General features: G+C 69.9%; 26 protein-coding genes. 9 read left to right on the top strand and 17 right to left on the bottom strand.

Features of this window, described 5'->3' with window-relative positions; translation table 11 throughout:
* Window positions 1-63 precede the first annotated feature (63 nt).
* Window positions 64-762 (top strand): hypothetical protein, encoded by a 699-nt coding sequence (locus tag AB0H82_RS18655; RefSeq protein WP_362993968.1) that lies wholly within the window; start codon window positions 64-66, stop codon window positions 760-762.
* Window positions 763-794: 32 nt separating this feature from the next.
* Here AB0H82_RS18655 and AB0H82_RS18650 read toward each other — a convergent pair whose 3' ends face one another.
* On the bottom strand, window positions 795-1460 hold the full coding sequence (locus tag AB0H82_RS18650; RefSeq protein WP_362993966.1) for a hypothetical protein: 666 nt from the start codon (window positions 1458-1460) through the stop codon (window positions 795-797).
* Between the two features lie 83 nt (window positions 1461-1543).
* On the opposite strand from AB0H82_RS18650, the gene AB0H82_RS18645 reads away from it, so the two are divergent.
* Window positions 1544-2014, top strand: coding sequence for a GNAT family N-acetyltransferase (locus tag AB0H82_RS18645; RefSeq protein WP_362993964.1), 471 nt, complete (start codon window positions 1544-1546; stop codon window positions 2012-2014).
* A gap of 13 nt (window positions 2015-2027) precedes the next feature.
* Here AB0H82_RS18645 and AB0H82_RS18640 read toward each other — a convergent pair whose 3' ends face one another.
* From AB0H82_RS18640 to AB0H82_RS18630, 3 genes are read right to left on the bottom strand one after another with little or no spacing between them, the layout of a single operon-like run.
* Window positions 2028-2285: a DUF397 domain-containing protein gene (locus AB0H82_RS18640; protein WP_362993962.1), complete on the bottom strand. Its 258-nt coding sequence runs from the start codon at window positions 2283-2285 to the stop codon at window positions 2028-2030.
* 55 nt (window positions 2286-2340) lie between these two features.
* The gene (locus tag AB0H82_RS18635; protein WP_362993960.1) at window positions 2341-2529 is read right to left on the bottom strand and encodes a DUF397 domain-containing protein; all 189 of its coding nucleotides are present in this window, start codon (window positions 2527-2529) and stop codon (window positions 2341-2343) included.
* Window positions 2530-2540: 11 nt separating this feature from the next.
* Window positions 2541-3392, bottom strand: a complete 852-nt coding sequence (locus AB0H82_RS18630; RefSeq protein WP_362993958.1) for a helix-turn-helix transcriptional regulator — start codon at window positions 3390-3392, stop codon at window positions 2541-2543.
* 195 nt (window positions 3393-3587) lie between these two features.
* Between AB0H82_RS18630 and AB0H82_RS18625 the strand changes: the two genes are divergently transcribed.
* Window positions 3588-4040, top strand: coding sequence for an ATP-binding protein (locus tag AB0H82_RS18625; RefSeq protein ID WP_362993956.1), 453 nt, complete (start codon window positions 3588-3590; stop codon window positions 4038-4040).
* A gap of 8 nt (window positions 4041-4048) precedes the next feature.
* Here the strand turns inward: AB0H82_RS18625 and AB0H82_RS18620 are convergent, their stop codons facing one another.
* The 3 genes from AB0H82_RS18620 to AB0H82_RS18610 form a co-directional block, all read right to left on the bottom strand.
* The gene (locus AB0H82_RS18620; RefSeq protein WP_362993954.1) at window positions 4049-4972 is read right to left on the bottom strand and encodes a hypothetical protein; all 924 of its coding nucleotides are present in this window, start codon (window positions 4970-4972) and stop codon (window positions 4049-4051) included.
* Window positions 4973-5127: 155 nt separating this feature from the next.
* Complete coding sequence (locus tag AB0H82_RS18615; protein WP_362993952.1) at window positions 5128-6174, bottom strand: hypothetical protein; 1047 nt, start codon at window positions 6172-6174, stop codon at window positions 5128-5130.
* A complete protein-coding gene (locus tag AB0H82_RS18610; RefSeq protein WP_362993950.1) occupies window positions 6171-6839 on the bottom strand; it encodes a hypothetical protein in 669 nt (222 codons plus the stop codon). Before AB0H82_RS18610 ends, AB0H82_RS18615 begins: the two co-directional genes overlap by 4 nt.
* A 183-nt stretch (window positions 6840-7022) precedes the next feature.
* On the opposite strand from AB0H82_RS18610, the gene AB0H82_RS18605 reads away from it, so the two are divergent.
* Together AB0H82_RS18605 and AB0H82_RS18600 are read left to right on the top strand one after the other, a co-directional pair.
* A complete protein-coding gene (locus tag AB0H82_RS18605) occupies window positions 7023-8033 on the top strand; it encodes a bifunctional lytic transglycosylase/C40 family peptidase (RefSeq protein ID WP_362993948.1) in 1011 nt (336 codons plus the stop codon).
* A gap of 246 nt (window positions 8034-8279) precedes the next feature.
* Entirely contained in the window at window positions 8280-8999 is a 720-nt protein-coding gene (locus AB0H82_RS18600; protein WP_362993946.1) for a phosphatase PAP2 family protein, read from the top strand.
* Between the two features lie 48 nt (window positions 9000-9047).
* Here the strand turns inward: AB0H82_RS18600 and AB0H82_RS18595 are convergent, their stop codons facing one another.
* From AB0H82_RS18595 to AB0H82_RS18585, 3 genes are all read right to left on the bottom strand, one after another.
* Window positions 9048-9338, bottom strand: coding sequence for a hypothetical protein (locus AB0H82_RS18595; protein WP_362993944.1), 291 nt, complete (start codon window positions 9336-9338; stop codon window positions 9048-9050).
* Window positions 9339-9418: 80 nt separating this feature from the next.
* Complete coding sequence (locus tag AB0H82_RS18590; RefSeq protein ID WP_362993942.1) at window positions 9419-11011, bottom strand: FAD-binding oxidoreductase; 1593 nt, start codon at window positions 11009-11011, stop codon at window positions 9419-9421.
* Between the two features lie 95 nt (window positions 11012-11106).
* Window positions 11107-11277: a hypothetical protein gene (locus AB0H82_RS18585; protein ID WP_362994026.1), complete on the bottom strand. Its 171-nt coding sequence runs from the start codon at window positions 11275-11277 to the stop codon at window positions 11107-11109.
* A gap of 103 nt (window positions 11278-11380) precedes the next feature.
* Here AB0H82_RS18585 and AB0H82_RS18580 point away from each other — a divergent pair, with 103 nt between their 5' ends.
* Together AB0H82_RS18580 and AB0H82_RS18575 are read left to right on the top strand one after the other, a co-directional pair.
* Window positions 11381-12211: a hypothetical protein gene (locus tag AB0H82_RS18580; protein WP_362993941.1), complete on the top strand. Its 831-nt coding sequence runs from the start codon at window positions 11381-11383 to the stop codon at window positions 12209-12211.
* Window positions 12212-12301: 90 nt separating this feature from the next.
* On the top strand, window positions 12302-12496 hold the full coding sequence (locus AB0H82_RS18575; protein WP_362993939.1) for a hypothetical protein: 195 nt from the start codon (window positions 12302-12304) through the stop codon (window positions 12494-12496).
* Window positions 12497-12553: 57 nt separating this feature from the next.
* Here AB0H82_RS18575 and AB0H82_RS18570 read toward each other — a convergent pair whose 3' ends face one another.
* Complete coding sequence (locus AB0H82_RS18570) at window positions 12554-12913, bottom strand: metal-sensitive transcriptional regulator (protein WP_362993937.1); 360 nt, start codon at window positions 12911-12913, stop codon at window positions 12554-12556.
* Between the two features lie 219 nt (window positions 12914-13132).
* Between AB0H82_RS18570 and AB0H82_RS18565 the strand changes: the two genes are divergently transcribed.
* Both AB0H82_RS18565 and AB0H82_RS18560 read left to right on the top strand, forming a co-directional pair.
* Window positions 13133-13753 (top strand): DUF47 family protein, encoded by a 621-nt coding sequence (locus AB0H82_RS18565; RefSeq protein ID WP_030784908.1) that lies wholly within the window; start codon window positions 13133-13135, stop codon window positions 13751-13753.
* A 9-nt stretch (window positions 13754-13762) separates the two neighbouring features.
* Entirely contained in the window at window positions 13763-14761 is a 999-nt protein-coding gene (locus tag AB0H82_RS18560) for an inorganic phosphate transporter (RefSeq protein WP_362993935.1), read from the top strand.
* 427 nt (window positions 14762-15188) lie between these two features.
* Here AB0H82_RS18560 and pstB read toward each other — a convergent pair whose 3' ends face one another.
* The 6 genes from pstB to AB0H82_RS18530 all read right to left on the bottom strand — a co-directional run bounded on the left by pstB (window position 15189) and on the right by AB0H82_RS18530 (window position 21327).
* On the bottom strand, window positions 15189-15965 hold the full coding sequence (gene pstB / locus AB0H82_RS18555; protein WP_362993933.1) for a phosphate ABC transporter ATP-binding protein PstB: 777 nt from the start codon (window positions 15963-15965) through the stop codon (window positions 15189-15191).
* A 53-nt stretch (window positions 15966-16018) separates the two neighbouring features.
* Window positions 16019-17092, bottom strand: coding sequence for a phosphate ABC transporter permease PstA (gene pstA, locus AB0H82_RS18550; protein WP_362993931.1), 1074 nt, complete (start codon window positions 17090-17092; stop codon window positions 16019-16021).
* A complete protein-coding gene (gene pstC / locus AB0H82_RS18545; RefSeq protein ID WP_362993929.1) occupies window positions 17089-18111 on the bottom strand; it encodes a phosphate ABC transporter permease subunit PstC in 1023 nt (340 codons plus the stop codon). Before pstC ends, pstA begins: the two co-directional genes overlap by 4 nt.
* A 113-nt stretch (window positions 18112-18224) precedes the next feature.
* Window positions 18225-19349, bottom strand: coding sequence for a phosphate ABC transporter substrate-binding protein PstS (pstS, locus tag AB0H82_RS18540; RefSeq protein WP_362993927.1), 1125 nt, complete (start codon window positions 19347-19349; stop codon window positions 18225-18227).
* Window positions 19350-19714: 365 nt separating this feature from the next.
* Window positions 19715-20161 carry an NUDIX hydrolase gene (locus AB0H82_RS18535; protein ID WP_362993925.1) on the bottom strand — a complete coding sequence of 149 codons (447 nt, stop codon included), beginning with the start codon at window positions 20159-20161 and terminating at the stop codon, window positions 19715-19717.
* Window positions 20158-21327: a CHAD domain-containing protein gene (locus AB0H82_RS18530; RefSeq protein ID WP_362994024.1), complete on the bottom strand. Its 1170-nt coding sequence runs from the start codon at window positions 21325-21327 to the stop codon at window positions 20158-20160. Before AB0H82_RS18530 ends, AB0H82_RS18535 begins: the two co-directional genes overlap by 4 nt.

Raw genomic sequence — 21327 nt, 5'->3', positions numbered from 1 at the left:
GGGTCTGACCTGCGGAAATGCCCGTTCCCTGGAATGCCGCCGTGGGACGTTACGATCATGAACATGACCCTGCGCGCACCTCTTCGCATGCTCACCGCCCTGGTCGCGGTCGGCGCTCTCGCTCTGTCGGTCTCCGGGTGCGACGGGGAGGACGGGGAGGACAGTGACGGCGGGGCGAAGGCGGGCGCGGAGGGTGTGGCGGGCACGGAGGGTGCGGCGGGTGATGAGGGCGGTGCGGGCAATCCCGGTCGTAACGGTGGCGCCAGTGGCGGGCCCGAAGTGCGGCAGAAGATGATGCTCGACAACATGCCGGAGGCCGGCATGGTCATGGCGGCGGGCGAGTACGTGCAGCGCTTCACCACCTGCGAGCGCTACAGCATCGACCCGTCGGACGAGCGCTACTACCCCATGGACGAGAAGTTCGACGAGACGTGGGGTGTGCAGTTCCGCGGCACGTGTGACGACGGGGGGCACGGCTACATCCGCGTCTTCAAGACCAGCGACATGGCGAAGTTCCAGACCGCCTACAAGGCGGACGTCGCGGAGCGCATGAAGACGAACGAGCACGCCGCCATCAAGGGCGGGTTCGCGATCGGCAAGGACTTCGCCGTGATCGCGCCCGACGAGCGGTCGATCCGCGATCTGTCGGCGTCGGGCCTGCTGATCCTCAACTGCAACCCGAACTTCCAGCCGGTCGGAGACGTCGCGACGGCGCCGTCGCTGGTGGAGGGATGCGTGCTGACGGACGAGTTCGTCAGCTAGCGGGGCCGCTGGGGCCGGGGCGGAGGCTCGGGTCAGCGCTCACCCTCCGGGGCGCCGTACCAGCGCCACTCCGTGCGACGCGGGCGGCCCGGCAGGTCACCGCGGCCTGTCGCCCACAGGAGAACGGCCCACGGTTCGGCATCAGTCGGGACGTCCGAAAAGAGGCGGTTCAGGACGCGGGCGCAGAGGTCCGCGGGCGGGTTCCACGCGTCGCGGATGCCGAGGCCGCCCGTGATGTCGTACGTGTGGACCAACGTCTCCACGATGCCCATCGCGGCGAAGCCCTCCGGGTCGGAGGCGCCCCAGCCATGATGGGCGCGGACCGTCGCGGGTGTGGTCGCGACCATCCCGGTCAGCAGGGCGCCGCACGACTCCACGACCTGCAGCAGACCCGCGACGCCCGAATCCCGGTTGGCGAAGGTGACGTTGGAGGGGCCGCCTTGCCTGCGCCGGTACCAGAGGAAGGGCACCTCGGTGTCCATGGGCGGCTTCTCCGGCCCGAGCTGGGCGGCGTACGCGAAGAGGTCGTCGGCGAGGTGCTCGACGGTCTCCCAGCAGTCCCAGTCGAGTCCGCCCGCCTTCGCGCCCCAGTCGGCGTCTGCGGGCGCGCTGCGGAGGGTGGCGACGGCCAGGCGTACGGCGTGGGTGACGTCTTCGGCGGTGACCGTGCGGTCGGCGGGCGTTCCGGTGTCGGGCATGGCCGGACGGTAGCAGTGGGCGGGCGGGGCTTGACCAGCGATATTCGAGGCGCGGCGGGCCGGGTGGAGCATAGGGTGCCCGGATGACTGAGCCGCGTCTGCGCCTGGAGAAGATCACGCCCGACAACGTCGAGGCCGCGGTTGCGATCAAAGTCCGCCCCGACCAGGAGAAGTTCGTGTCCCCGGTCGCCAAGTCGCTGGCGAAGGCCTACGCCTCGCCGGACGTGGCGTGGCCCCGGCTGATCTTCGACGGGGAGGAGTTGGTGGGCTTCGTCATGGCGTTCCTCGGCGTCCGGTTCAACCCCGAGATCCCCGGCGACCGCCGCCGCTCCGGGCTGTGGCGGCTGAACGTGGCGGCGGGCCGGCAGGGGCGGGGTTACGGGCGGTTCGCCGTGGACAGCGTCTGCGAGGAGCTGCGGCGGCGCGGGGAATCGGTGGTGACGGTGACGTGGGATGCGGGGGAGGGCGGGCCCGAGGGGTTCTACCTGGGGCTCGGGTTTCGGCCGACGGGCGAGATGAGCGGGGACGAGGTGGTGGGCGAGATGCCGCTGTAGCGGACCCGCTCACTCAGGAGCCGTCTGTCGCGCTTTCGACCCCCTCGACGAAGTGGTCGAACTCGCCCGCCTGTACGCCGAGTACGAAGGCGTCCCATTTCTTCTGCGTGGTCGTGACGACGTTCTCCGGGTCGCTGGTCTCTCGCAGGTAGACGGCGTCGTCCTCGCCGAAGGCGATCTCGATCCAGGGCCCGGGCCCCTGCTCACCCTCGGGGGCGGCACGGATCCAGTCGAGGTCGGCGGGGATTTCGGGGCGGGGCGTCTCGGTCATGTCTGCTTCTCTGGGTGGGGCCGGCGTGGGCGTGGGGGGCGTGGGGCGGGGCCGTTCAGCGCCCGCGCGCCCGCTTGGCCTCCCGCAACAAGGCGGCGAAGGCCTCGGGGGTCGTGCGGACTATCGCGCCTGTGGGGTCGCTGCTCTCGGTGAGTTCGACCGTGCCGGTCGGGTCGATGGCGACGTTCACGCAGGCGTCGCCTTCCTGGCAGTAGGAGGAGGTCTGCCACTGGTGCGTAGGCATGGGGGTTCCCTTCACAGGTCTTGGGCGATGCTGTGGATCAGGTCCCGTGACTTCGTCGGGCTGAGGGCGGTGTCCTCCACAACATCGAGCAGATGGCGGTACTTCCCGAGGTGGGCCTCGGAGTCCAGGAGTACGGGACCGTGGAACTGGTCCAGTTGGGCCGTGTCGAGCAGCGGCACCACGCCGTGCAGGTAGTTGATCGACTGCCCCGACCCCGGGAAGGCTCCGACGTCGAACGGGAGCACTCGGATCGTGATGTGGTTGCGCTCGCTCATGTCGAGCAGGTGCTGGAGCTGGGCGCGTGCCACGTCGCGACCACCGACCTTCATGCGCAGGGCTGCCTCGTGGACGACGGTCCTGTAAGGAAGCGGGTCCGCTCGGTAGATGACGTCTTGGCGCTTGACGCGGTGGGAGACGCGGTGCTCGACGTCGGGTGGGGTGGGCGCCGGGATGACGTGCCGGAAGATCTCGCGGGCGTGGTCCGCGGTCTGGAGCAGCCCCGGGATGTGGCTGGTGTACGCGCTACGCACGGCGGTGGCGTGGTGTTCCAGCTCGGCCAGGTCGAGCAGCCCCGAAGGCAGTACCTCGCGGTACGTCTCCCACCAGCCCCGCGTCCTGTCGGTCGCCATGTCGACGAGGGCATCGACGTAGGCCGGGTCCGGGCAGGCGTACAGGCGGGCCATGGCCCGCACGCGATCGGGGCTCACCCCGAACCGGGCCGACTCGACGTTGCTGAGCTGCCCCGAGCTCGTGCCCAGCTGTTTCGCCGCCTCGGTGGAGGTCATCCCCGCGCGCTCGCGGAGTTTGCGCAGCTCAGTCGCGACGCGGATACGGCGGGCCGTCGGCGCTGGCCTCGCTGTCATGCAACTCCTCCTCTTAAGGGCCACGTTGGAGCCATCACTCACACGAGGGAACCGGCCTTACTTTTCTCGGATTCTCGCAAAGCAACTTTGCGAAGAGCCTAGTGTGTGACTCAGGCCGCCCTGCCCGGAAGCACCCCGCTCGACGGAGCGACCTGGTCACCGGGATCCAACTCGTCGCTACGAACGGAGACTTCCGTGAACGCCACCGTATCGCCGCACTGGACCTACTCCCTCCAACTCCCCCACGACCCCCGCGCCCCGGGAATCGCCCGCGCCACCCTTCGCGCGGTGCTCGCGTCGTACGGGCTCGGGGAGCTGACGCCCACCGCCGAGCTGCTGGCGGGCGAGCTGCTCAGCAACGCCCACTGCCACACCGCCGGGCCCTACGCCCTTCGCCTCCGGTCCGCCTCCCCGGAGGGGATCCGCGTGTCCGTGTGGGACTCGGACCCACAGATTCCATCCGCCTTCGCGGAGGACCGCGTGGCAGGGAACCGGCCGCCGGACATGGCGGAGGACGGTCGGGGGCTGCACCTCGTGCGGGCGTGTGCGGACAGCTGGGGCGCGTACCCCGTAGGTACCGGTCGGGCGGGCAAGTTGCTGTGGGCCGAGGTCACGCCCGGCTCCCCATGGCGGCAGTCCGGGACGTAGCCGCTCGCTCAGAGATCTCCTTGCCGGATCGCGCCGCGTCGGCCCCGCTTGCTCATGTGCTGGTGGCGCTTCTCGATTCCGTCCTCGGCCGTGACAGGCGCCGTCGTGCGGACCTCGATCAGGAACCGGCCGCTCGGGCGGCGGGTGACTACGGGGGCCTCGGCCGGATCCCGGTCGGTGACCGAGGCGGCGTACGACTCGACGTACTTTCGTTGGCGCGGCGTCATCTCCACGGGCAGCAACAACTCGGTGGGGTGGGCGAGATGCCGAAGCACCGTCCAGCCGTACCGCCCTCCCGGCGGTGCGAGTCGGCACCAAGAACCGTCGGTGAAGCAGATCTTGGCCTCCCCCCAGACCTCGCTGTACGTCATGCGCTCCACCTGCGCAATGTGCTGCCGGTCGATCTCCCACAGGACTTCTTCCTTGCGCGGGTCGCGGTCGGGGAAGCCGACGATGGCGACGCGGCGGTCGGTGACGACGCAGTGTGTGGAGTAGTCGGCGGGGCGGCGCGCGGGGTCGAGTTGCCAGGGCAGGGTACGGGCGAGGGTGCCGGGGGCGCCCCACATGACGGGGAAGTCGTCGACCTCGTTCTCGGGGTCGCGAGGCCGGCCGGGCCCTTTGCTCCCGCCCGGCCCGGTGCCTCCCAGGTCACCCAGGATCACCCCGAGGGCGGCCACGACGGCGGCGACGAGGACGCCGAGCCCGAAGCGCCCGGCTTTGCGGGCGGCGCTCTTGGAGGGCGGAGGCGGGGCAGGGGTGTAGGAGGGTCCTTCGGGCCAACCGGCCTGCGCGGTCAGCTCGTTCTGGATGTCCTTGCGCTCGGCGCCGCGGAACCAGCGCATGCCGGACACAGTGGGCGCCGTACCACTCGCGAACTCGATCGCGTCGCGGGCGAGGAGGGTCTCGCCGGGGGCGGGCTGCCATGGAGCCATGCGTGGGGTGCTCCTTCTCGATCTCGATTCGGCCGCGGAATGAACCGGCGAGCTACGCGACGTAGCGGTCTCCCGGCTGCGGCACGGTGCGTTTGCCCGTCTCGGTCATCAAGTTGATGGACGTGTCGAAGTACCCCGCCGAGGACTGGTCGCGGTCAGCGATTGACGGATTGGATCTCGCGTACGACGACGTCCTGCGTCGTGCCGAACTCCCCGGGGGGCAGGCCGCCGCCCTGGCCGTTCGTGCTCGTCCACTTGACCTCCCAGGTGAGGGTGGCCTTCAGCTCGTACGAACCGTCGCGCGACGACCGCAGGTACCGCACTCCGCAGGGCGGGTCCGTGTCCGCCGGGGTGCCCTTGGCCCGGGGCGTGCCGATGCGGCCGTCCTCGATCGGGCATTCGCCGGAGGCGGGGTACGTCTCGGCGTCCGTCGTTCCCGGCTCGATCCGTAGCGAGACCGGCCTGGCGGTCGTCGTCGCGGAGAGGCCCGTTCCGGGCAGCGTCGCGGTCACCGAGATCTTCTTGAACCTGGCCTTGTCCAGCCACGCCCAGGTCGGCAGGTTCACCTTCGTCTCGCCCTCGGGGGCCATCTCGACCTCGGTGTCCGGGACGGGGAGTTGGCCGTACGCGTACTCGGCGAGGATCCTGGGGGTGACGGCGAGCCGCTCCTTCGGGGGCTCGCCGTCCTCCACCCAGAACGGCATCCGGTTGCAGGCCTTGGCCTCTGGTTCGTCCTTGCGCTTGTCGTCGACGGCTGCCGCCCAGAACTTCCCCTCGCCCTGCTTGTCGAGGTTGTAGTTCTTGTAGGGGTCGCCGTCCTTGAAGTACGAGTCGAAGAGTCCGCCCACCGCGTCACCGATTCCGAAGAACCCGATCTTCCGGATCGCCTTGACCGTGGCCTCGATCTGCTTCGGGGTGTAGGCGGGCTCGTACCAGCAAGCCGGTGGATCCCAGTTGCTGTTGGCGGGGGTGAGCGTGCCGGTCTTTGTGGACCCCGGGCTTCCCTCGACGGTCGTCTGGATCCTTGTCTCGATGCCGAGGTTCTTGCCCTGGCGGGTGCCCTGGGACTGCTGCTCGCCCCCGACATCACCGTTGCCGACCGTGTCGCCGCCTCCGGCGTACGCGGTGCCGGGGATCAGGGCCACCGCAGCGGCGAGGACCGGGGCGGCCCAGCGGGTCGACGGCTTCGTTCGTACGCTCACGAGACGCACTTCTTGGATCCGGTGATCGACGTGATCGAATCCGTTTGCCAGACACCCTTGTCGTTCTTCTGGACGCGAGTGTTGACGAACGCGTAGTCGCTCGCGGAGCCCTCGATCGAGCGGTCGACCTTGCCGGTCTTGAGGTCCTTGGGATACGTCTTCGTCCCGTCCTTGCAGTACGTCACCGCTGCGACGCCCTCCTTGAGGAAGGTGACCTCACGGTCGTAGTACCGAATGGTCCCGACGAAGCTCATGTTCTTCTTCCGGAACCCTTGGATGTAGTCCGCCGCCGACAGCAGAGCCTCGCCCGACCCGTAGAACTTCAGCGCGGGATGATCCCCGGAATCGACGACGGTGGCCTCGATCAGGGCGTCGAGCCACCGCTCGTTGTCCGCGAGGATGGCGTCCTTCTTCGGATCACCGGTCTTGCCCCCCTCGAAGACGTTCTTCACGTCCTTCGGCAGCTTGATCTCCGGGCGGTTGATCCCGTCCTCCGACGCCTTCGGGGACGGGGATTTGTCTCTCTGGGTGCCCGAGTCCGCGCCCGCGATCTTCTCGCTGTCCTTGGACCCTCCGTCTCCGTCGCCGCCCCCGCAGGCGGAGAGCGAAAGGGCCGCGGCCGCGGTGAAGGCGGCTGCTGCGAGCAAAGCGGGGCGGCGGATCACGGTCGGCTCCTGTGGGGCGAGGGTTCGCTGGAGTGAACCAAGCTATCCATGACGGGTGGCCGGTTCCAACGGTGGGTTTACTTCGAGCCGCCCTCTCCAAGAAGTGAATGCCTCCTGTCCCCGCGCCACCCGGCCTCTACACTGAGCGCCGGTGGACTACCGGCGGGTGAGGGGTGGTTGACGGTGCGTAAGACGTGGCTGGTCGCTTCCGTCGGGGTCGGTGGGGCCCTCAGCTTCGTCGCGCTGCTCGTCTTCGGGACGTATATGGCGGCCGGAAGCATCGCGAGCGGCGGGGCGAGTGGCTCTGTTGGGCTCGCCAAGGGTGCCGTGCCCGCCACCTATCAGCCCCTCGTGCAGAAGTGGGGCAACCTCTGCAAGGCCATCAACCCCGCGCTGCTCGCCGCGCAGCTCTATCAGGAGAGCGGGTTCAACCCGCGGGCCAAGAGCCCGGCCAACGCGCACGGGATAGCGCAGTTCATCCCCGGCACCTGGGCCGCGCACGGGCTCGACGGGGACAAGGACGGGGACCGGGACGTCTGGGACCCGCAGGACGCCATCCCCTCCGCCGCCTCGTACGACTGCAAGCTCGCCAAGTACGTGAAGGACGCCCCGGGGGATCCGACCAAGAACATGCTCGCCGCTTACAACGCGGGGGCCTACGCCGTCATCAAGTACGGCGGGGTGCCGCCCTACCGCGAGACGCAGAACTACGTGAAGACCATCACCGACCTGTCGAAGAGCTTCGCCCGGCCCGTGGGCCGCGTGGAGCCCTCGCGGCAGGCCGCCGGGGCCATCTACTACGCGCAGAAGAAGCTCGGCACCCCGTACCTGTGGGGCGGCAACGGCACCGCCGACCAGGGCGGCCGCTTCGACTGCTCCGGCCTCACCCTCGCCGCCTACCGCTCCGTCGACATCACCCTGCCCCGCGTCGCCAACGATCAGTACAACGCGGGACCGCACCCCAAGCGGAGCGAACTGCTCCCCGGCGACCTCGTCTTCTTCTCCGACGACCTCACCAATTCCCGCGCCATCCGGCACGTCGGGATCTACGTCGGCGGGGGATACATGATCAACGCCCCGCGGCCGGGTGCGGTGATTCGCTTCGACCCCATCGACACCCCGGACTATTTTGGCGCGACTCGTGTCACCGAGGCGGGGGCCGAGGCCGTGCCGGCCAAGCGGTCAGAGGCCTGAGACGCCCCGCGCGGGGGCACGCGGGCGCGTGCGCGTGGCGTGATGTGGCTTGAACCCTCCGTCAGAACACTCCCCTGAGCTGCGGCGATGTATCTCTCTTCGGTAACGTCTGAGTGATCTTTCGGTGGAGGGTGGAACGTAGGACAGGGGACCGGGCGTTCCCTTGACTGGACCGACAACGGGGGTTGATGGAGAGGGTGCACGGAAAGGTGTGCCCATGGGCTAGAGACAAGGGGCCGCAGCGCCATGGCTGGACTCGATGAAACCGGGTCGAACCCCGATGTCAGCCTGCTCTACGACATCAACGGCCTCGCGAAGGACACCCCGTCCTGGTTCGACAGCGCCCTGGCCTTCGTCGGGGAGTACGGCTTGTTGCTCGCCCTCGTCCTCCTCGTGGTGTGGTGCTGGTGGGGCCAGCGCAGGCGCGGCACGCTCGACGACGCCGCGTCGTCGGTCGCCGCCGTCGTCTGGGCGCCGCTCGCCGCCGGCATCGCCGTCCTGGTCAACATCCCCATCCGGGGCTTCGTGGAGCGGCCGCGCCCGTTCCGCGACCACCGCGGCATCGAGCTCCTGGTCGACGGCAAGAACGACTACTCCTTCGTCAGCGACCACGCCACGCTCGCCATGGCCATCGGCGCCGGACTCTTCGTCGCCAACCGGAAGTTCGGGCTCGTCGGCCTCGGCCTCGCCGCCCTGGAGGGCTTCTGCCGCGTCTTCATGGGCGTGCACTACCCGACCGACGTCGTCGGCGGCTTCGCGCTCGGCACCGCCGTCGCCCTGCTCCTCTCGCCGCTCGCCATGGCACTGCTCACACCGCTCGCCAAGATGATCGGGCGGTCCTCCGGGCGCGCGGGGCGGCTCGTGTGGGACCGGAAAGTCGGTCCCGTCGCCGCGCCGCTGAACGGGACGGCGTCGCCGTCGGACGCCGCCTCGGCGGACCCGGACGAGCGGGATCTCGCCGCGTAGCGCTCACGCGGCCGGGGCTGTTCATGACACCGGCTCCGGCTCTCAGCCTCAGTTGTCGTCCGTGTCCCGTGCCCGGCGGCGCAGCAGCCAGACCCCGGTGCCCGCCGCCGCCCCGACCACGGCCGCGGAGGCCAGCGCCAGCGGGCCCGCCTCGGGGTGCTCGGCCTCGGCCGTGACGCGGGTGGGGTGTGGGGCTTCCGCGGGCTGTGGGGCTTCCGTGGTCTGTGGGGCGCCGGCCGCGGGGCCCGCCAGGACAAGGACCAGCATGGCCGCCGTCGCCGACGCCGCCGCCGACGCCGTGACCGTGCCTATTCGAGAGGTTCTGCGCAGAGGGCTCATTCCCTCAGCGCAGCGCTGTCCGGCGGGGCGGGCCACCCGGGGGCGTGCTGATGGGGCCGAACGGGTGTCCGCGAAGGCGGTTACAGCGCCTGCGGGAAGTCGAAGAACCGTCCCGGGTCGTACTGCTTCTTCAGCTTCTTCAGGCGCGGCGCCGCGTCCCCGTAGTACGCCTCGCGCCAGTTCGTCAGCGTCGAGTCCGTGTAGTTCTGGTACGCCGCCCCGGACGCGTACCGCCCCATCGCCCCGTGCGCCTTTTTCAGCCACGCGCGGGCGGGCGTGCCGGACGTGCCCGCGCGCCACGACGCGATGTACTGCGCCAGCATCCGTGAGCGGCGGTGCACGAAGGCCGTCGCCGTCGGGTCGACGCGGTTGATCGCGCCGCCGAGCGCGGTGAGCGCGATGCTGCCCGCGCTCGCGCCCGTCACGTTCTCGATCTGGGAGAGCAGCGTGCGGATGCCCGCCGCCGACAGGGAGCGGTCGAAGAAGTCGGAACTCGCCGCGTATGTCTCGCGGTTGAGGGCGCCCTGCGGGCTGCGGCCCGGCGTCGTGCCGGGGAGGTGGCACTGGGCGTCCGACGCGAAGGACGAGCAGCCCGCGTACACCTCCATCGCCTGCTCGTACGTGCGCCGCTTGAGGGAGACGCTGCGTGCGGGGGAGCCGATCCTGTCGGCGAGGCGGTCGACGGCGTTCTGCAGCTCGCCGTACGTCCCGAGGGAGAAGCAGGCGACGGAGACGGTCGGGGTGCCGCCGGGGGTGTTCGCCAGGTGGGCGGAGGACCAGATCTCGTCCGGCTGGTCGGGGCCCCACGCCTGCCAGGCCTTGATGACCGCTGCCGCCTTCGACCAGGGCCAGGTCATGTACGCGGAGACGCCCTGGGGCGCGGCATGGGTGCGGAAGCCGAGTTCGGTGACGATGCCGAAGTTGCCGTTGCCCGCGCCGCGCAGCGCCCAGAACAGGTCCTTGTGCTCGGACTTGGAGACCGTGAGCTCCTTGCCGTCCGCCGTGACGATCTTCGCGGAGGTGAGGCTGTCGCAGGTCAGGCCGTACGCCCGCGAGACGACGCCGTGGCCGCCGCCGAGGGTGAGCCCGGAGATGCCGACGGTCGGGCAGGAGCCCGCCGGTATGGTGACGCCCTTCGCGGCGAGCGAGCGGTAGACGTCGATGAGCTTGGCGCCGCCGCCGATGGTGGCCGTGCCGCCGCTCGCCCGTATCCTGCTCAGCTTCGACACGTCGATGATCAGCCGTCCGTTGCCGGAGGACCAACCCGCGTACGAGTGGCCGCCGTTGCGTATCGCGACGGGGGTGCGGTGTGCGCGGGCGTACGCGAGGGCGGTACGGATGTCGTCCGGGTGCGCGACGTACGCCACCGCGGTGGGCTTCAGGTCGTCGTAGCGCGTGTTGTACAGCTGGCGGGCCGCCGCCCACTTGGCCTCGCCCGGCTGGACGAGGGTGCCGTCGAGGTCGCGGGCGAGCGCCTTGAGGGTGGCGGGGGCGGAGGCCGCGGCGCTGGACGTTCTGATGGGAGTGCCACCGGAGGCACCGGAGCTGCCGGCACCGCCCGCGGCGCCGCTGCCGCCGCGTGAGGCCGTGCCGCCCGCCCCGCCGCTGCAGCCCGCGACCGTGGCGGCGGCCAGCGTGGCCGCCGTCGTGCCGATGAACGTACGTCGTTCCATGACGCCTCCCGTTGCTTCCCGGAGAACGAGACGGTGTGCGGGGCGCCGGGGTTCCGTACGGAGGGCCGCCGAGGGGCTCGGGGTTCAGGTCCGGGTCATGACACGGGCTCTCTGGGGGACGCCTCGTGTTCGGCCCCGTCCGTGCGGGCCTTGCTGCGGGCCCGCCGGGCCGGGCCGCGCCAGCCGCAGGTGCAGTGCGCCGCGACGAACCTCCCCTTCTCGACCATCGTCGTGCGGTGGGGTGCGGGGTCTTGCTGATCGGCCACGCGGTCACCGTACCGACCTCGCGTGACGGGTCAACGTACTGGTCGTTAAGGGAAACGACGGGGGAACGGTCAGGCGCGGAGAACGCTTGGGGGTACACAGGCGATGGTGCTTCGGCGCAGGCGCGGACGCGGGCGCACGGGTGGAGCGGCCGCCGTGGTCGCCGCGATGGGACTGATGGCCGTCACCGCCGGGTGTTCGAACCTCGGCGCCGCGGCCGACGGCAGGGCCGCGGGCGACCCCGGCGAGGTGGTGCGGCGGTCCGCCGACGCGCTGGTCAGGGCGGGCAGTTCGAAGGCGAACACGTCCATGGAGATGGCGAGCGGAGGTACGCGCGTCACCATCCGCGGCAAGGGCGTCTACGACTTCCGGCGGCAGCTCGGGCGGTTCGAGGTGGTGCTGCCGCCCGATCCCGCGGGAGCCGACGAGCACCGGCCCATCACCGAGCTGATGACCGCGGGCGCGCTCTACATGAAGAACCGCGGGGCCGGGGTGCCCGCCGACAAGTGGGTGCGGATCGAGACACGTTCGCTCTCCGACGGCAATCTCGTCACCGGCGGTGCCACGGATCCCCTCGCGGCGGCGGAACTGCTGCGCGGGGCGCGGAAGGTGGGGTTCGTGGGGCAGGAGAGGGTCGGCGGGACGGAGGTGCGGCACTACCGCGGCGTCGCGGACCTGCGCGCCGCGGCCCGGGCCGCCTCCGCAGGTCAGCGCGGTGCGCTGGGGGTCGCGGCGGCGAAAGGGTTCAGCAGGCGGGGCGTGCCCTTCGACGTCTATCTGGACGACCGCGGGCGGGTGCGGAAGCTGCGGCAGCAGTTCACCGTCGCCGAGGCGAACGTGGCGTCGACCACACTGCTGTACGACTTCGGGGTGCCCGCGAAGGTGCGACTTCCGGCCGACAAGGACATCTTCGCCGGAAAGATTGCCGGGCAGTAGTCGCGTACGACTGGTGGAAATGGTCCGTCCGTGCCATGCGCGGTCCGTGCACCGCTCCCTACCCTGGGAAGCCGGCATCAGGAAGAGGTGATGAACGTGGCTCCGATACGTGGCGGTACGGCGGTTCAGGACCACGTCGCCCTCGCCGAGATCGAACTGTGCGGCGAACTCATCATCGCGGCGAGCGCGGCGGCCGAGCGCCTGAGCTTCGACCGGATCGACGAGGTCCTGAAGGTCACCGACGGGCGAGAGGGCGGCAGGGCCCCCGGCGACGAGCGTCGCTGAGGGCCCGCCGGGTCCGGCACGGGCTCAGGCGGGGGGCGCGGGCGCGGGGCGGAACGGCTACGTGCGCATCATGCGGGCGATCGCCTTCGTGGCCTCTTCGACCTTCGCGTCGATCTCCTGGCCGCCCTTGACCGCCGCGTCGGCGACGCAGTGCCGCAGGTGCTCCTCCAGGAGCTGGAGCGCGAAGGATTGCAGGGCCTTCGTGCTCGCCGAGACCTGCGTGAGTATGTCGATGCAGTAGACGTCCTCCTCGACCATGCGCTGCAGGCCGCGGATCTGGCCCTCGATGCGGCGCAGGCGCTTGAGGTGCTCGTCCTTCTGCTTGTGGTAGCCGTGCACTCCGTGCTCGTGGTCGGAGGGCGCTTCGGGCGCCCCCGGGGTCGGCACGGCCGCGTCGGCCGCCTCGGTGGTCGTCATCGCGTCCTCCTCCTGTTCGGTGGATCCGTATACCCGGTCCCTATACCCGGACCCATACGCGATCCACATACCCCCGGTGGGTATAGGATAGCCGATTTCCCGGGGGGTGTGCTGATCACTGTGCCTGATGGGCGACACTGGGGGGCGGCCGGTTAGCCGTGGCCGGATGATGCGCCTAGCATCAGCCTGACCGCATCCAAAGCACCCCGAGGACCCCACGTGCGCTTTCGTCTGACCCCCAGGGAGACGAGCTTCTACGACATGTTCGCCGCATCCGCGGACAACATCGTCACGGGCTCGAAGCTCCTCATGGAACTGCTCGGAGCGGACTCTTCCGCGCGAGCCGAGATCGCAGAGCGTATGCGGGCCGCGGAACACGCGGGAGACGACGCGACGCATGCGATCTTCCACCAGCTGAACTCCTCGTTCATCACGCCGTTCGACCGCGAGGACATCTACAACCTCGCGTCGTCCCTGGACGACATCATGGACTTCATGGAGGAGGCCGTCGACCTGGTCGTCCTTTACCAGGTCGAGGAGCTTCCCAAGGGCGTCGAGCAGCAGATCGAGGTTCTTTCGCGGGCCGCCGAGCTCACCGCTGAGGCCATGCCGAACCTGCGGACCATGGAGAACCTCACCGAGTACTGGATCGAGGTCAACCGTCTGGAGAACCAGGCCGACCAGATCCACCGCAAGCTCCTCGCGCAGCTCTTCAACGGCAAGTACGACGCCATCGAGGTGCTGAAGCTCAAGCAGATCGTCGACGTCCTCGAAGAGGCCGCCGACGCCTTCGAGCACGTGGCGAACACTGTGGAGACCATCGCGGTCAAGGAGTCCTGAGGCCTCGCCATGGACACCTTTGCTCTGATCGTGACGATCGGCGTCGCGCTCGGTTTCACGTATACGAACGGCTTTCACGACTCCGCGAACGCCATCGCCACCTCCGTCTCCACCCGGGCGCTGACGCCCCGCGCGGCGCTCGCCATGGCCGCGGTGATGAACCTCGCCGGTGCCTTCATGGGCAGCGGCGTCGCCAAGACCGTCAGTGAGGGGATCATCGAGACCCCGCACGGCGACAAGGGCATGTGGATCCTCTTCGCGGCCCTGATCGGCGCGATCGTGTGGAACCTCATCACCTGGTACTTCGGACTGCCCTCCTCCTCGTCGCACGCGCTCTTCGGCGGCATGGTGGGCGCCGCGCTCGCCGGCGGGATCGGCGTCATCTGGTCCGGAGTGGTCGACAAGATCGTCATCCCGATGTTCCTGTCGCCGGTGGTCGGCCTCGTCGCCGGTTATCTGGTGATGTGCGCGATCATGTGGATGTTCCGCAAGTCCAACCCGCACAAGGCCAAGCGCGGCTTCCGCATCGCGCAGACGGTGTCGGCGGCCGGCATGGCCCTCGGCCACGGTCTGCAGGACGCGCAGAAGACGATGGGCATCGTGGTGATGGCCCTCGTCATCTCCGACGTGCAGAGCGCGGATGCGCCCATCCCGATCTGGGTCAAGATCGCCTGCGCGCTGATGCTCTCCGCCGGTACGTACGCGGGCGGCTGGCGCATCATGCGGACCCTCGGCCGCAAGATCATCGAGCTGGACCCGCCGCAGGGCTTCGCCGCGGAGACGACCGGCGCGGGCATCATGTTCACGACGGCGTTCATGTTCCACGCGCCGATCTCGACGACGCACGTCATCACGTCCGCGATCATGGGCGTCGGCGCGACGAAGCGGGTGAACGCGGTGCGGTGGGGTGTCGCCAAGAACATCATCCTGGGCTGGTTCATCACGATGCCGGCGGCGGCCTTGGTCGCGGCGGCCACTTTCTGGGTCGTGAACCTCGCGTTCTTGTAGCGCGGCCTGCGGGGGCTTTTGCGGCTGGGGGTCCGGGGGTTATCCCCCGGGGTGATGCAGCATCACGATGCCGGCGGCCGCCTTGGTCGCGGCGGCCACTTTCTGGGTCGTGAACCTCGCGTTCTTGTAGCGCGGCCTGCGGGGGCTTTTGCGGCTGGGGGGCCGGGGGTTATCCCCCGGGGTGATGCAGCATCACGATGCCGGCGGCCGCCTTGGTCGCGGCGGCTACCTTCTGGGTCGTGAACCTCGCGTTCTTGTAGTTCTTTGACTGCGGGCCCGTCGTGGCTGGTCGCGCAGTTCCCCGCGCCCCTTACGGGGCGCACCCAGCCGCCATAGGAGAGGCCCGCCCCCCGGGAGCCAGGGGGCGGGCCTCTCTTGTTGTCCCTGCGGTGGCACCGCCATGCAGCACCGCGGGGAGTCGGGGGGTCTAGCCGAAGCGGCCCGAGATGTAGTCCTCGGTGGCCTGGACCGACGGGTTGGAGAAGATCCGCTCCGTGTCGTCGAGCTCGACGAGCTTGCCGGGCTGGCCGACGGCGGCCAGGTTGAAGAACGCGGTGCGGTCCGAGACGCGGGCCGCCTGCTGCATGTTGTGCGTCACGATGACGATCGTGAAGCGCTCCTTCAGCTCGCCGATCAGGTCCTCGATGGCGAGCGTCGAGATCGGGTCGAGGGCCGAGCACGGCTCGTCCATGAGGAGGACGTCGGGCTCGACGGCGATGGCGCGCGCGATGCACAGCCGCTGCTGCTGGCCGCCGGAGAGGCCGGAGCCGGGCTTGTTGAGGCGGTCCTTGACCTCGTTCCAGAGGTTCGCGCCCTTGAGGGACTTCTCGACGACGTCGTTCAGCTCGCTCTTCTTGTACGAGCCGTTGAGCTTCAGGCCCGCCGCGACGTTGTCGAAGATCGACATCGTGGGGAACGGGTTGGGGCGCTGGAAGACCATGCCGACCGTGCGGCGCACGTTCACCGGGTCGACGCCGCTGCCGTACAGGTCCTCGTCGTCCAGGAGCACCTTGCCCTCGACGCGGCCGCCGGGGGTGACCTCGTGCATACGGTTCAGGGTGCGCAGGAACGTGGACTTGCCGCAGCCGGACGGGCCGATGAAGGCCGTCACGGAGCGGGGCTCCACGGTCATCGAGATGTCGTCGATCGCCTTGTGGGAGCCGTAATAGGCGGTCAGGCCCGATACGTCGATTCGCTTGGCCATGGGGATCACTGCTTTCGAAAGGGGAAGTGCTGAGGGTCGCTGATATGGCCGCGTCAGCGGCCCGTCTTGGGGGCCTTCCAGCGGGCTACGCCGCGGGCCGCCAGGTTGAGGATCATGATGAAGCCGATGAGGGCGAGGGCCGCGGCCCAGGCGCGGTCGTACGACGCGTCGGTGCCGGCCGCGTACTGCTGGTAGATGTACAGCGGCAGCGAGCCCTGCGCCCCGTCGAACGGGTTCGTGTTGATCAGGGGGGTCACCCAGACCAGGAGCAGGACCGGCGCGGTCTCACCGGCGATGCGGGCCACCGAGAGCATGACGCCCGTGGTGATGCCGCCGATCGCGGTGGGCAGGACGACCTTGAGAATGGTCCGCCACTTCGGCACGCCGAGGGCGAGCGACGCCTCGCGCAGCTCGTTCGGGACGAGCTTCAGCATCTCCTCGGTGGAGCGCACGATCACCGGCATCATCAGGATGGCGAGCGCCATGGCGCCGGCCCAGCCGGAGAAGTCGAAGCCGAGGATCAGGATCCAGAAGCTGAGGACGAACAGGCCCGCGACGATCGAGGGGATGCCGGTCATGACGTCCACGAAGAACGTGACGGTCTTGGCGAGCTTTCCGCGTCCGTACTCGACGAGGTAGACCGCGGTGAGCAGGCCGATCGGCACGGCGATCACGGAGGCCAGGAGCACCTGCTCCAGGCTGCCGATGATCGCGTGGTAGATGCCGCCGCCGGTCTCCTCGTCGGCGACGACGCCCATGGAGTGGGTCAGGAAGTAGACGTCGAAGACCTTGATGCCGCGCTTCGCGGTCTCGTAGATCAGCGAGGCCAGCGGGATGACGGCGAGCAGGAACATGACCCACACCATCGAGGTGGCGAGGCGGTCCCTGGCCTGCCGGCTGCCCTCGACGGCCACCGCGAGTGCATACGACCCGACGATGAAGAGGAGGGCGGCGATCAGGCCCCACTGGATGCGGCTCTCCAGGCCGGCCCCGGCGCCGATGCCGACCGCGACGGCGGCCGATCCCGCGGCGACGGCCAGCGGCGACCAGCGGGGCAGCGTCGCGGCCTTGAGGGTGGACGGCCGCTTGGCGAGCGGCGCGGGCGGGGTGGGTGTCGTGGTGCTCATGCGTTGGCCCCCGAGTACTCCTTGCGGCGCGCGATGATCAGGCGGGCCGCGCCGTTGACCAGCAGGGTGATGACGAAGAGCACCAGGCCGGAGGCGATGAGCGCGTCCTGGCCGTACTCACTGGCCTCGTTGAACTTGCTGGCGATGTTCTGCGCGAAGGTGCCGCCGCCGTAGTCGAGCACGGACGCGTTGATGAGGAAGTTCGGGGAGAGCACGGTGGCGACGGCGATCGTCTCGCCGAGCGCGCGGCCGAGGCCCAGCATCGAGGCGGAGATGATGCCGGAGCGGCCGAAGGGCAGCACCGACATGCGGATGACCTCCCAGCGCGTGGCGCCGAGGGCCAGCGCGGCCTCCTCGTGCATCTTCGGGACCTGGAGGAAGACCTCGCGGCTCACGTTCGTGATGATCGGCAGGATCATGATCGCGAGGAGGATGCCGACGGTCATCAGGGAGCGCGGGGCGCCGCCGTTGTACTCGAAGACGCCGGTCCAGCCGAGGTAGTCGTCGAGCCAGCTGTAGAAGCCGGTGAGGTGGGGCGCGACCACGAGGGCGCCCCACAGGCCGTACACGATCGAGGGCACGGCGGCCAGCAGGTCGATCACGTAGGCGATGGGGGAGGCGAGCTTGCGCGGCGCGTAGTGCGAGATGAACAGCGCGATGCCGATGGCGACGGGGACCGCGATCGCCAGGGCGATGATCGAGCTCACCACGGTGCCGAAGACCAGGACGGCGATGCCGAAGTACGGCTTGCCCCCGGTGCTGATGCCGGCCGGGTCCCATTCGAAGGTGGTGAGGAAGTTGCCCGTGTTGTCGGCGAGGGCGAGGACCGTGCGGTACGTGAGGAACGTCGCGATGGCGGCCATGATCACGAGGAGCACGATGCCGGAGCCTCGGGAGAGGCCGAGGAAGATCTTGTCGCCGGGGCGGGTGGCGCCGCGGGCGGCTGCCTTGCTCACCGGGGCCGTCGGCTTCACGTCGTCGACGGGCGGGGGTGCGGTCGTATTGCTTGGTATGTCCATGGGGTTCTCCGGTCTGCGGAGGCGCCGTGCGGGTGTCGCAGGCGCTCCGTGGCGGCGGTGCACCGGACGGTGCGGCCGGCCCGGCGTCGCGGGGCCGGCCGCACTCGGTTCAGCTAGCTCAGGCCCGCGACGGTGGTGCGGACCTTGGAGATGATCTCGGCCGGGATCGGCGCGTAGTCGTTCTCCTTGAGGACGTTCTGGCCGTCCTCGCTGGCGATGTAGGTCAGGAAGGACTTGGTGGCGGCGAGGGTGTCGGGCTTGTTGCCCTTCTCGCAGACGACCTCGTACGTCACCAGGGTGATCGGGTAGGCGCCCTCGGCGGTCGGCTTGTAGTTCAGCTTCAGCGCGAGGTCCTTGCCCTTGCCGACGACCTTCGCCTCGGCGATGGCCTTGGAGGCGTTGTCGACGGTGGCCTTCACCGGCTCCTTGGCCTCGGTCTTCAGGTCGACGGTCTTGACGCCCTCACCGGCGTACGAGAGCTCGAAGTACGAGATGGCGCCCGCGGTCTGCTTGACCTGGCCCGCGACACCGGCGGAGCCGTTCGCGGACTGGCCGCCCTTGGGCTCCCACGACTTGCCCGGCTCGTACGGCCAGGCGCTCGGGGCGGCGCCCTTCAGGTACTTGGTGAAGTTGTCCGTGGTGCCGGACTCGTCGGAGCGGTGGAAGGCCTGGATCTTGGTGCTGGGGAGCTTGGCGTCGGGGTTGAGCTTCTCGATCGCCTTGTCGTCCCAGGTCTTGATCTTGTTGTTGAAGATGTCGCCCAGGGTCTTGGCGTCCAGGATCAGGTTGTCGACGCCCGGGACGTTGTAACCGATGGCGATCGGGCCGCCCACCATGGGCAGGTTGATGGCCTGGCTGCCCTTGCAGACGCTCTTCGACTTCTCGACCTCTTCGGGCTTCAGCGCCGAGTCGGAACCGGCGAACGCGGTCTGGCCCTGCACGAACGCGGTGATGCCGGCGCCGGAGCCCGTCGGGTTGTAGTTCAGCTGCACGTCCTTGCAGTTGGTCGTGTAGACCTTCCGCCAGGCGTCGATCGCGTTCTTCTGCGCGGACGAGCCGGAGGCCGCGAGCTGGCCCTTGGCGTCGTCACACTTGATGTTGGCGTTGGCGTTCGTCTCCTTGCCGCCATCGCCCGAACTCGTGTCGTCGGAGCCGCACGCCGTGAGGGCCAGGGCGCCGGAGACGGCGAGGGCGCCGAGGGAGAGGGCGCGGAGCCGGTTCTTGCGCTGAAGCTTCACTTTCGGGTCTTCCTTCCGGGAGCCGCCGACCCTTTGCTGGCGGCGTGCGATGACTTGCGTCGTGTTGTAAGGCCGAAATTAGGCAGGGCAAGTGAAGCGGCCGATGGACGCGAGTGAACGGCGGGTGAACCTCGGCGGTCGGCCTGGTTAGACGATGCGCTACAACAAGTAGCGCTCAGACTACGCACGGTGAAGGAGGCTGGTCCAGCACGCGGGATACGATCAGCGCATGATCTACCCGTTCCTGCTGGGCATGGCTGTGCTGCTCACCGTCGCCGGCGTCGGCGTCTGGATCTGCCTGGAATTCTGCAAGGCCCTCCGCGAGCGGCGGGACACGGTCGCCTAGGACAGGCCCCGGTGCGCGGTCAATGCGGCCACGCGGTCAAGGCGGCCAGCAGGTCCGTGACGAGTTCCGCGTCCCTCTCGCGCGTCAGGCGGCGGCGGGCCGCGTCGGGGGCCAGCCACCGGAGGTGCGACACCTCGGAGTTGGGGACGAAGGTGCCGGAGAGCGCTTCGGCGGCCCAGTAGCGGACCTCCTTGGGACGGCCCTGCGCGTCCCTGTAATGGGCCGTGGGGAGCTCCGCGCCGAGCTCGCACGTCATGCCGGTCTCTTCCCGTACTTCGCGTACGGCCGCGTCGGCCGCCGTCTCACCGGGCTTGAGCTTGCCCTTCGGGTGGGACCAGTCCGACCACTTGGGGCGGTGGACCAGGGCGAGTTCGACCCCGTGCGGCGCGGTCGGGGCGGGCCGCCACAGGACGCAGCCGGCCGCCCGGACGGTCTCCTCGCCGGGCCGGTCCTCCTCGTACGTCACCGGGTCCTCGCCTCCTCGCGCAGCCACGCCTGATGGAAGGCGAAACGTGCCGCCTCCACCTCGTGGCGCTGGTCGGCGTGGAGCACGCCCAGGGCGTACGCCGTGGCCGGGGCGATCCGCGGGGTGCGCGCCGCGTGCGCTGCCGCGGCCGCCGCGGCCGCCGCCTCGCGGTGGACGTTCAGGGCGTGGCTCGCGTCCGCGATACGGGGCTCCGCGTGCGGGCCCAGGACTTCCTGGGCGTACCGGTGCAGGCGCAGCAGGGAGCGGACCTTCAGCCAGGGGGCGTCCTGGGCGTCCGGGGCGGTGTCCGTGGGGGCGAGGCCGTGGGAGAGGGCGCCCGCGTTGTAGGGGTGGCCTGCCTGGCCGAGGGGGAGGGTGGCGACGGCTTCCGCGACGGCGGACTCGGCGTTTTCCGCGAGGGCGTTCAGTTCGTCCCGTGCTCCTTCGCGGAGGGGGACCTCGCTGGCCAGTACGGCCACGTTGTCCGCCACTGCGTGGAAGCGGGAGGAGCCCAGGGCTTGGAGGGCTGTGGAGTGGGCTCGGGTCCTGGCGAGGGTGAGTTGCCGCTCCAGGAGGGCGGCCGCCTTGGCTGCGCCCACCGCGAGGCCACGCGGGGTACTGCCCTCGTCAAGGGCGCCCGGCACTGTGGGCTGTGCCCACCCGTTCCGCCGTGCGGAACGCCTGCCCACAGCAGGAGCGGCAGCGCCGGACGTAGCCACAGCGGGAGCGGGAGCGGGAGCGGGAGCGCCGGGCGCAGCGGGAGCGAGCTGGGCGGCGTCCACCGTTCGCGCCGGAGGCGGGAGTTGGGGTGGGCCCGAGAGGCGGTGCAAGGCTGTGGAGAGGCGGGACAGGCGGGTGGCGTAGGCGTGTTCCTGGGCCAAGGTGCCGGAGAGCCAGGCCAGTTCGGCGCGCAGGGACGAGGCCCACTCCGGGTCGAGGAGGGGGCGGAACGTGTGCAGGGTGCCGCCGATGCGGCGCGCCGCGCGGCGCAGGGCGCAGGCCGCCTCCAGGGACTCCTCCGCGCCCTGCGCGTCCGTCGTGGACTCGCGGTGCAGCCGCAGCGAGCGGAGGAAGTCGGTGGCCTGGTCCTGCAGGTAGGCCGTGAGGACCTCACCCGCGGCACCGGTGGCCGTACCCGTCCCCGTGGCCGTCTTCGTACGCGTCAT

The organism is Streptomyces sp. NPDC050732, assembly GCF_040654255.1.
GTDB lineage: Bacteria > Actinomycetota > Actinomycetes > Streptomycetales > Streptomycetaceae > Streptomyces.
The sequence above is the reverse complement of the archived record's forward strand: the minus strand, read 5'-3'. Positions and strand labels throughout refer to the sequence as shown.

Coding starts and splice junctions, on each gene's coding strand:
- AB0H82_RS18650 (WP_362993966.1), bottom strand. CDS start 1,460: ATGCCCGACACCGGAACGCCCGCCGACCGCACGGTCACCGCCGAAGAC.
- AB0H82_RS18560 (WP_362993935.1), top strand. CDS start 13,763: ATGGACACCTTTGCTCTGATCGTGACGATCGGCGTCGCGCTCGGTTTC.
- pstC (WP_362993929.1), bottom strand. CDS start 18,111: ATGGACATACCAAGCAATACGACCGCACCCCCGCCCGTCGACGACGTG.
- pstB (WP_362993933.1), bottom strand. CDS start 15,965: ATGGCCAAGCGAATCGACGTATCGGGCCTGACCGCCTATTACGGCTCC.
- AB0H82_RS18590 (WP_362993942.1), bottom strand. CDS start 11,011: ATGGAACGACGTACGTTCATCGGCACGACGGCGGCCACGCTGGCCGCC.
- pstA (WP_362993931.1), bottom strand. CDS start 17,092: ATGAGCACCACGACACCCACCCCGCCCGCGCCGCTCGCCAAGCGGCCG.
- AB0H82_RS18620 (WP_362993954.1), bottom strand. CDS start 4,972: ATGGCTCCATGGCAGCCCGCCCCCGGCGAGACCCTCCTCGCCCGCGAC.
- AB0H82_RS18640 (WP_362993962.1), bottom strand. CDS start 2,285: ATGACCGAGACGCCCCGCCCCGAAATCCCCGCCGACCTCGACTGGATC.
- AB0H82_RS18575 (WP_362993939.1), top strand. CDS start 12,302: ATGAACGTGGCTCCGATACGTGGCGGTACGGCGGTTCAGGACCACGTC.
- AB0H82_RS18570 (WP_362993937.1), bottom strand. CDS start 12,913: ATGACGACCACCGAGGCGGCCGACGCGGCCGTGCCGACCCCGGGGGCG.
- AB0H82_RS18645 (WP_362993964.1), top strand. CDS start 1,544: ATGACTGAGCCGCGTCTGCGCCTGGAGAAGATCACGCCCGACAACGTC.
- AB0H82_RS18655 (WP_362993968.1), top strand. CDS start 64: ATGACCCTGCGCGCACCTCTTCGCATGCTCACCGCCCTGGTCGCGGTC.
- AB0H82_RS18595 (WP_362993944.1), bottom strand. CDS start 9,338: ATGAGCCCTCTGCGCAGAACCTCTCGAATAGGCACGGTCACGGCGTCG.
- AB0H82_RS18600 (WP_362993946.1), top strand. CDS start 8,280: ATGGCTGGACTCGATGAAACCGGGTCGAACCCCGATGTCAGCCTGCTC.
- AB0H82_RS18635 (WP_362993960.1), bottom strand. CDS start 2,529: ATGCCTACGCACCAGTGGCAGACCTCCTCCTACTGCCAGGAAGGCGAC.
- AB0H82_RS18630 (WP_362993958.1), bottom strand. CDS start 3,392: ATGACAGCGAGGCCAGCGCCGACGGCCCGCCGTATCCGCGTCGCGACT.
- AB0H82_RS18530 (WP_362994024.1), bottom strand. CDS start 21,327: ATGACGCGTACGAAGACGGCCACGGGGACGGGTACGGCCACCGGTGCC.
- AB0H82_RS18580 (WP_362993941.1), top strand. CDS start 11,381: ATGGTGCTTCGGCGCAGGCGCGGACGCGGGCGCACGGGTGGAGCGGCC.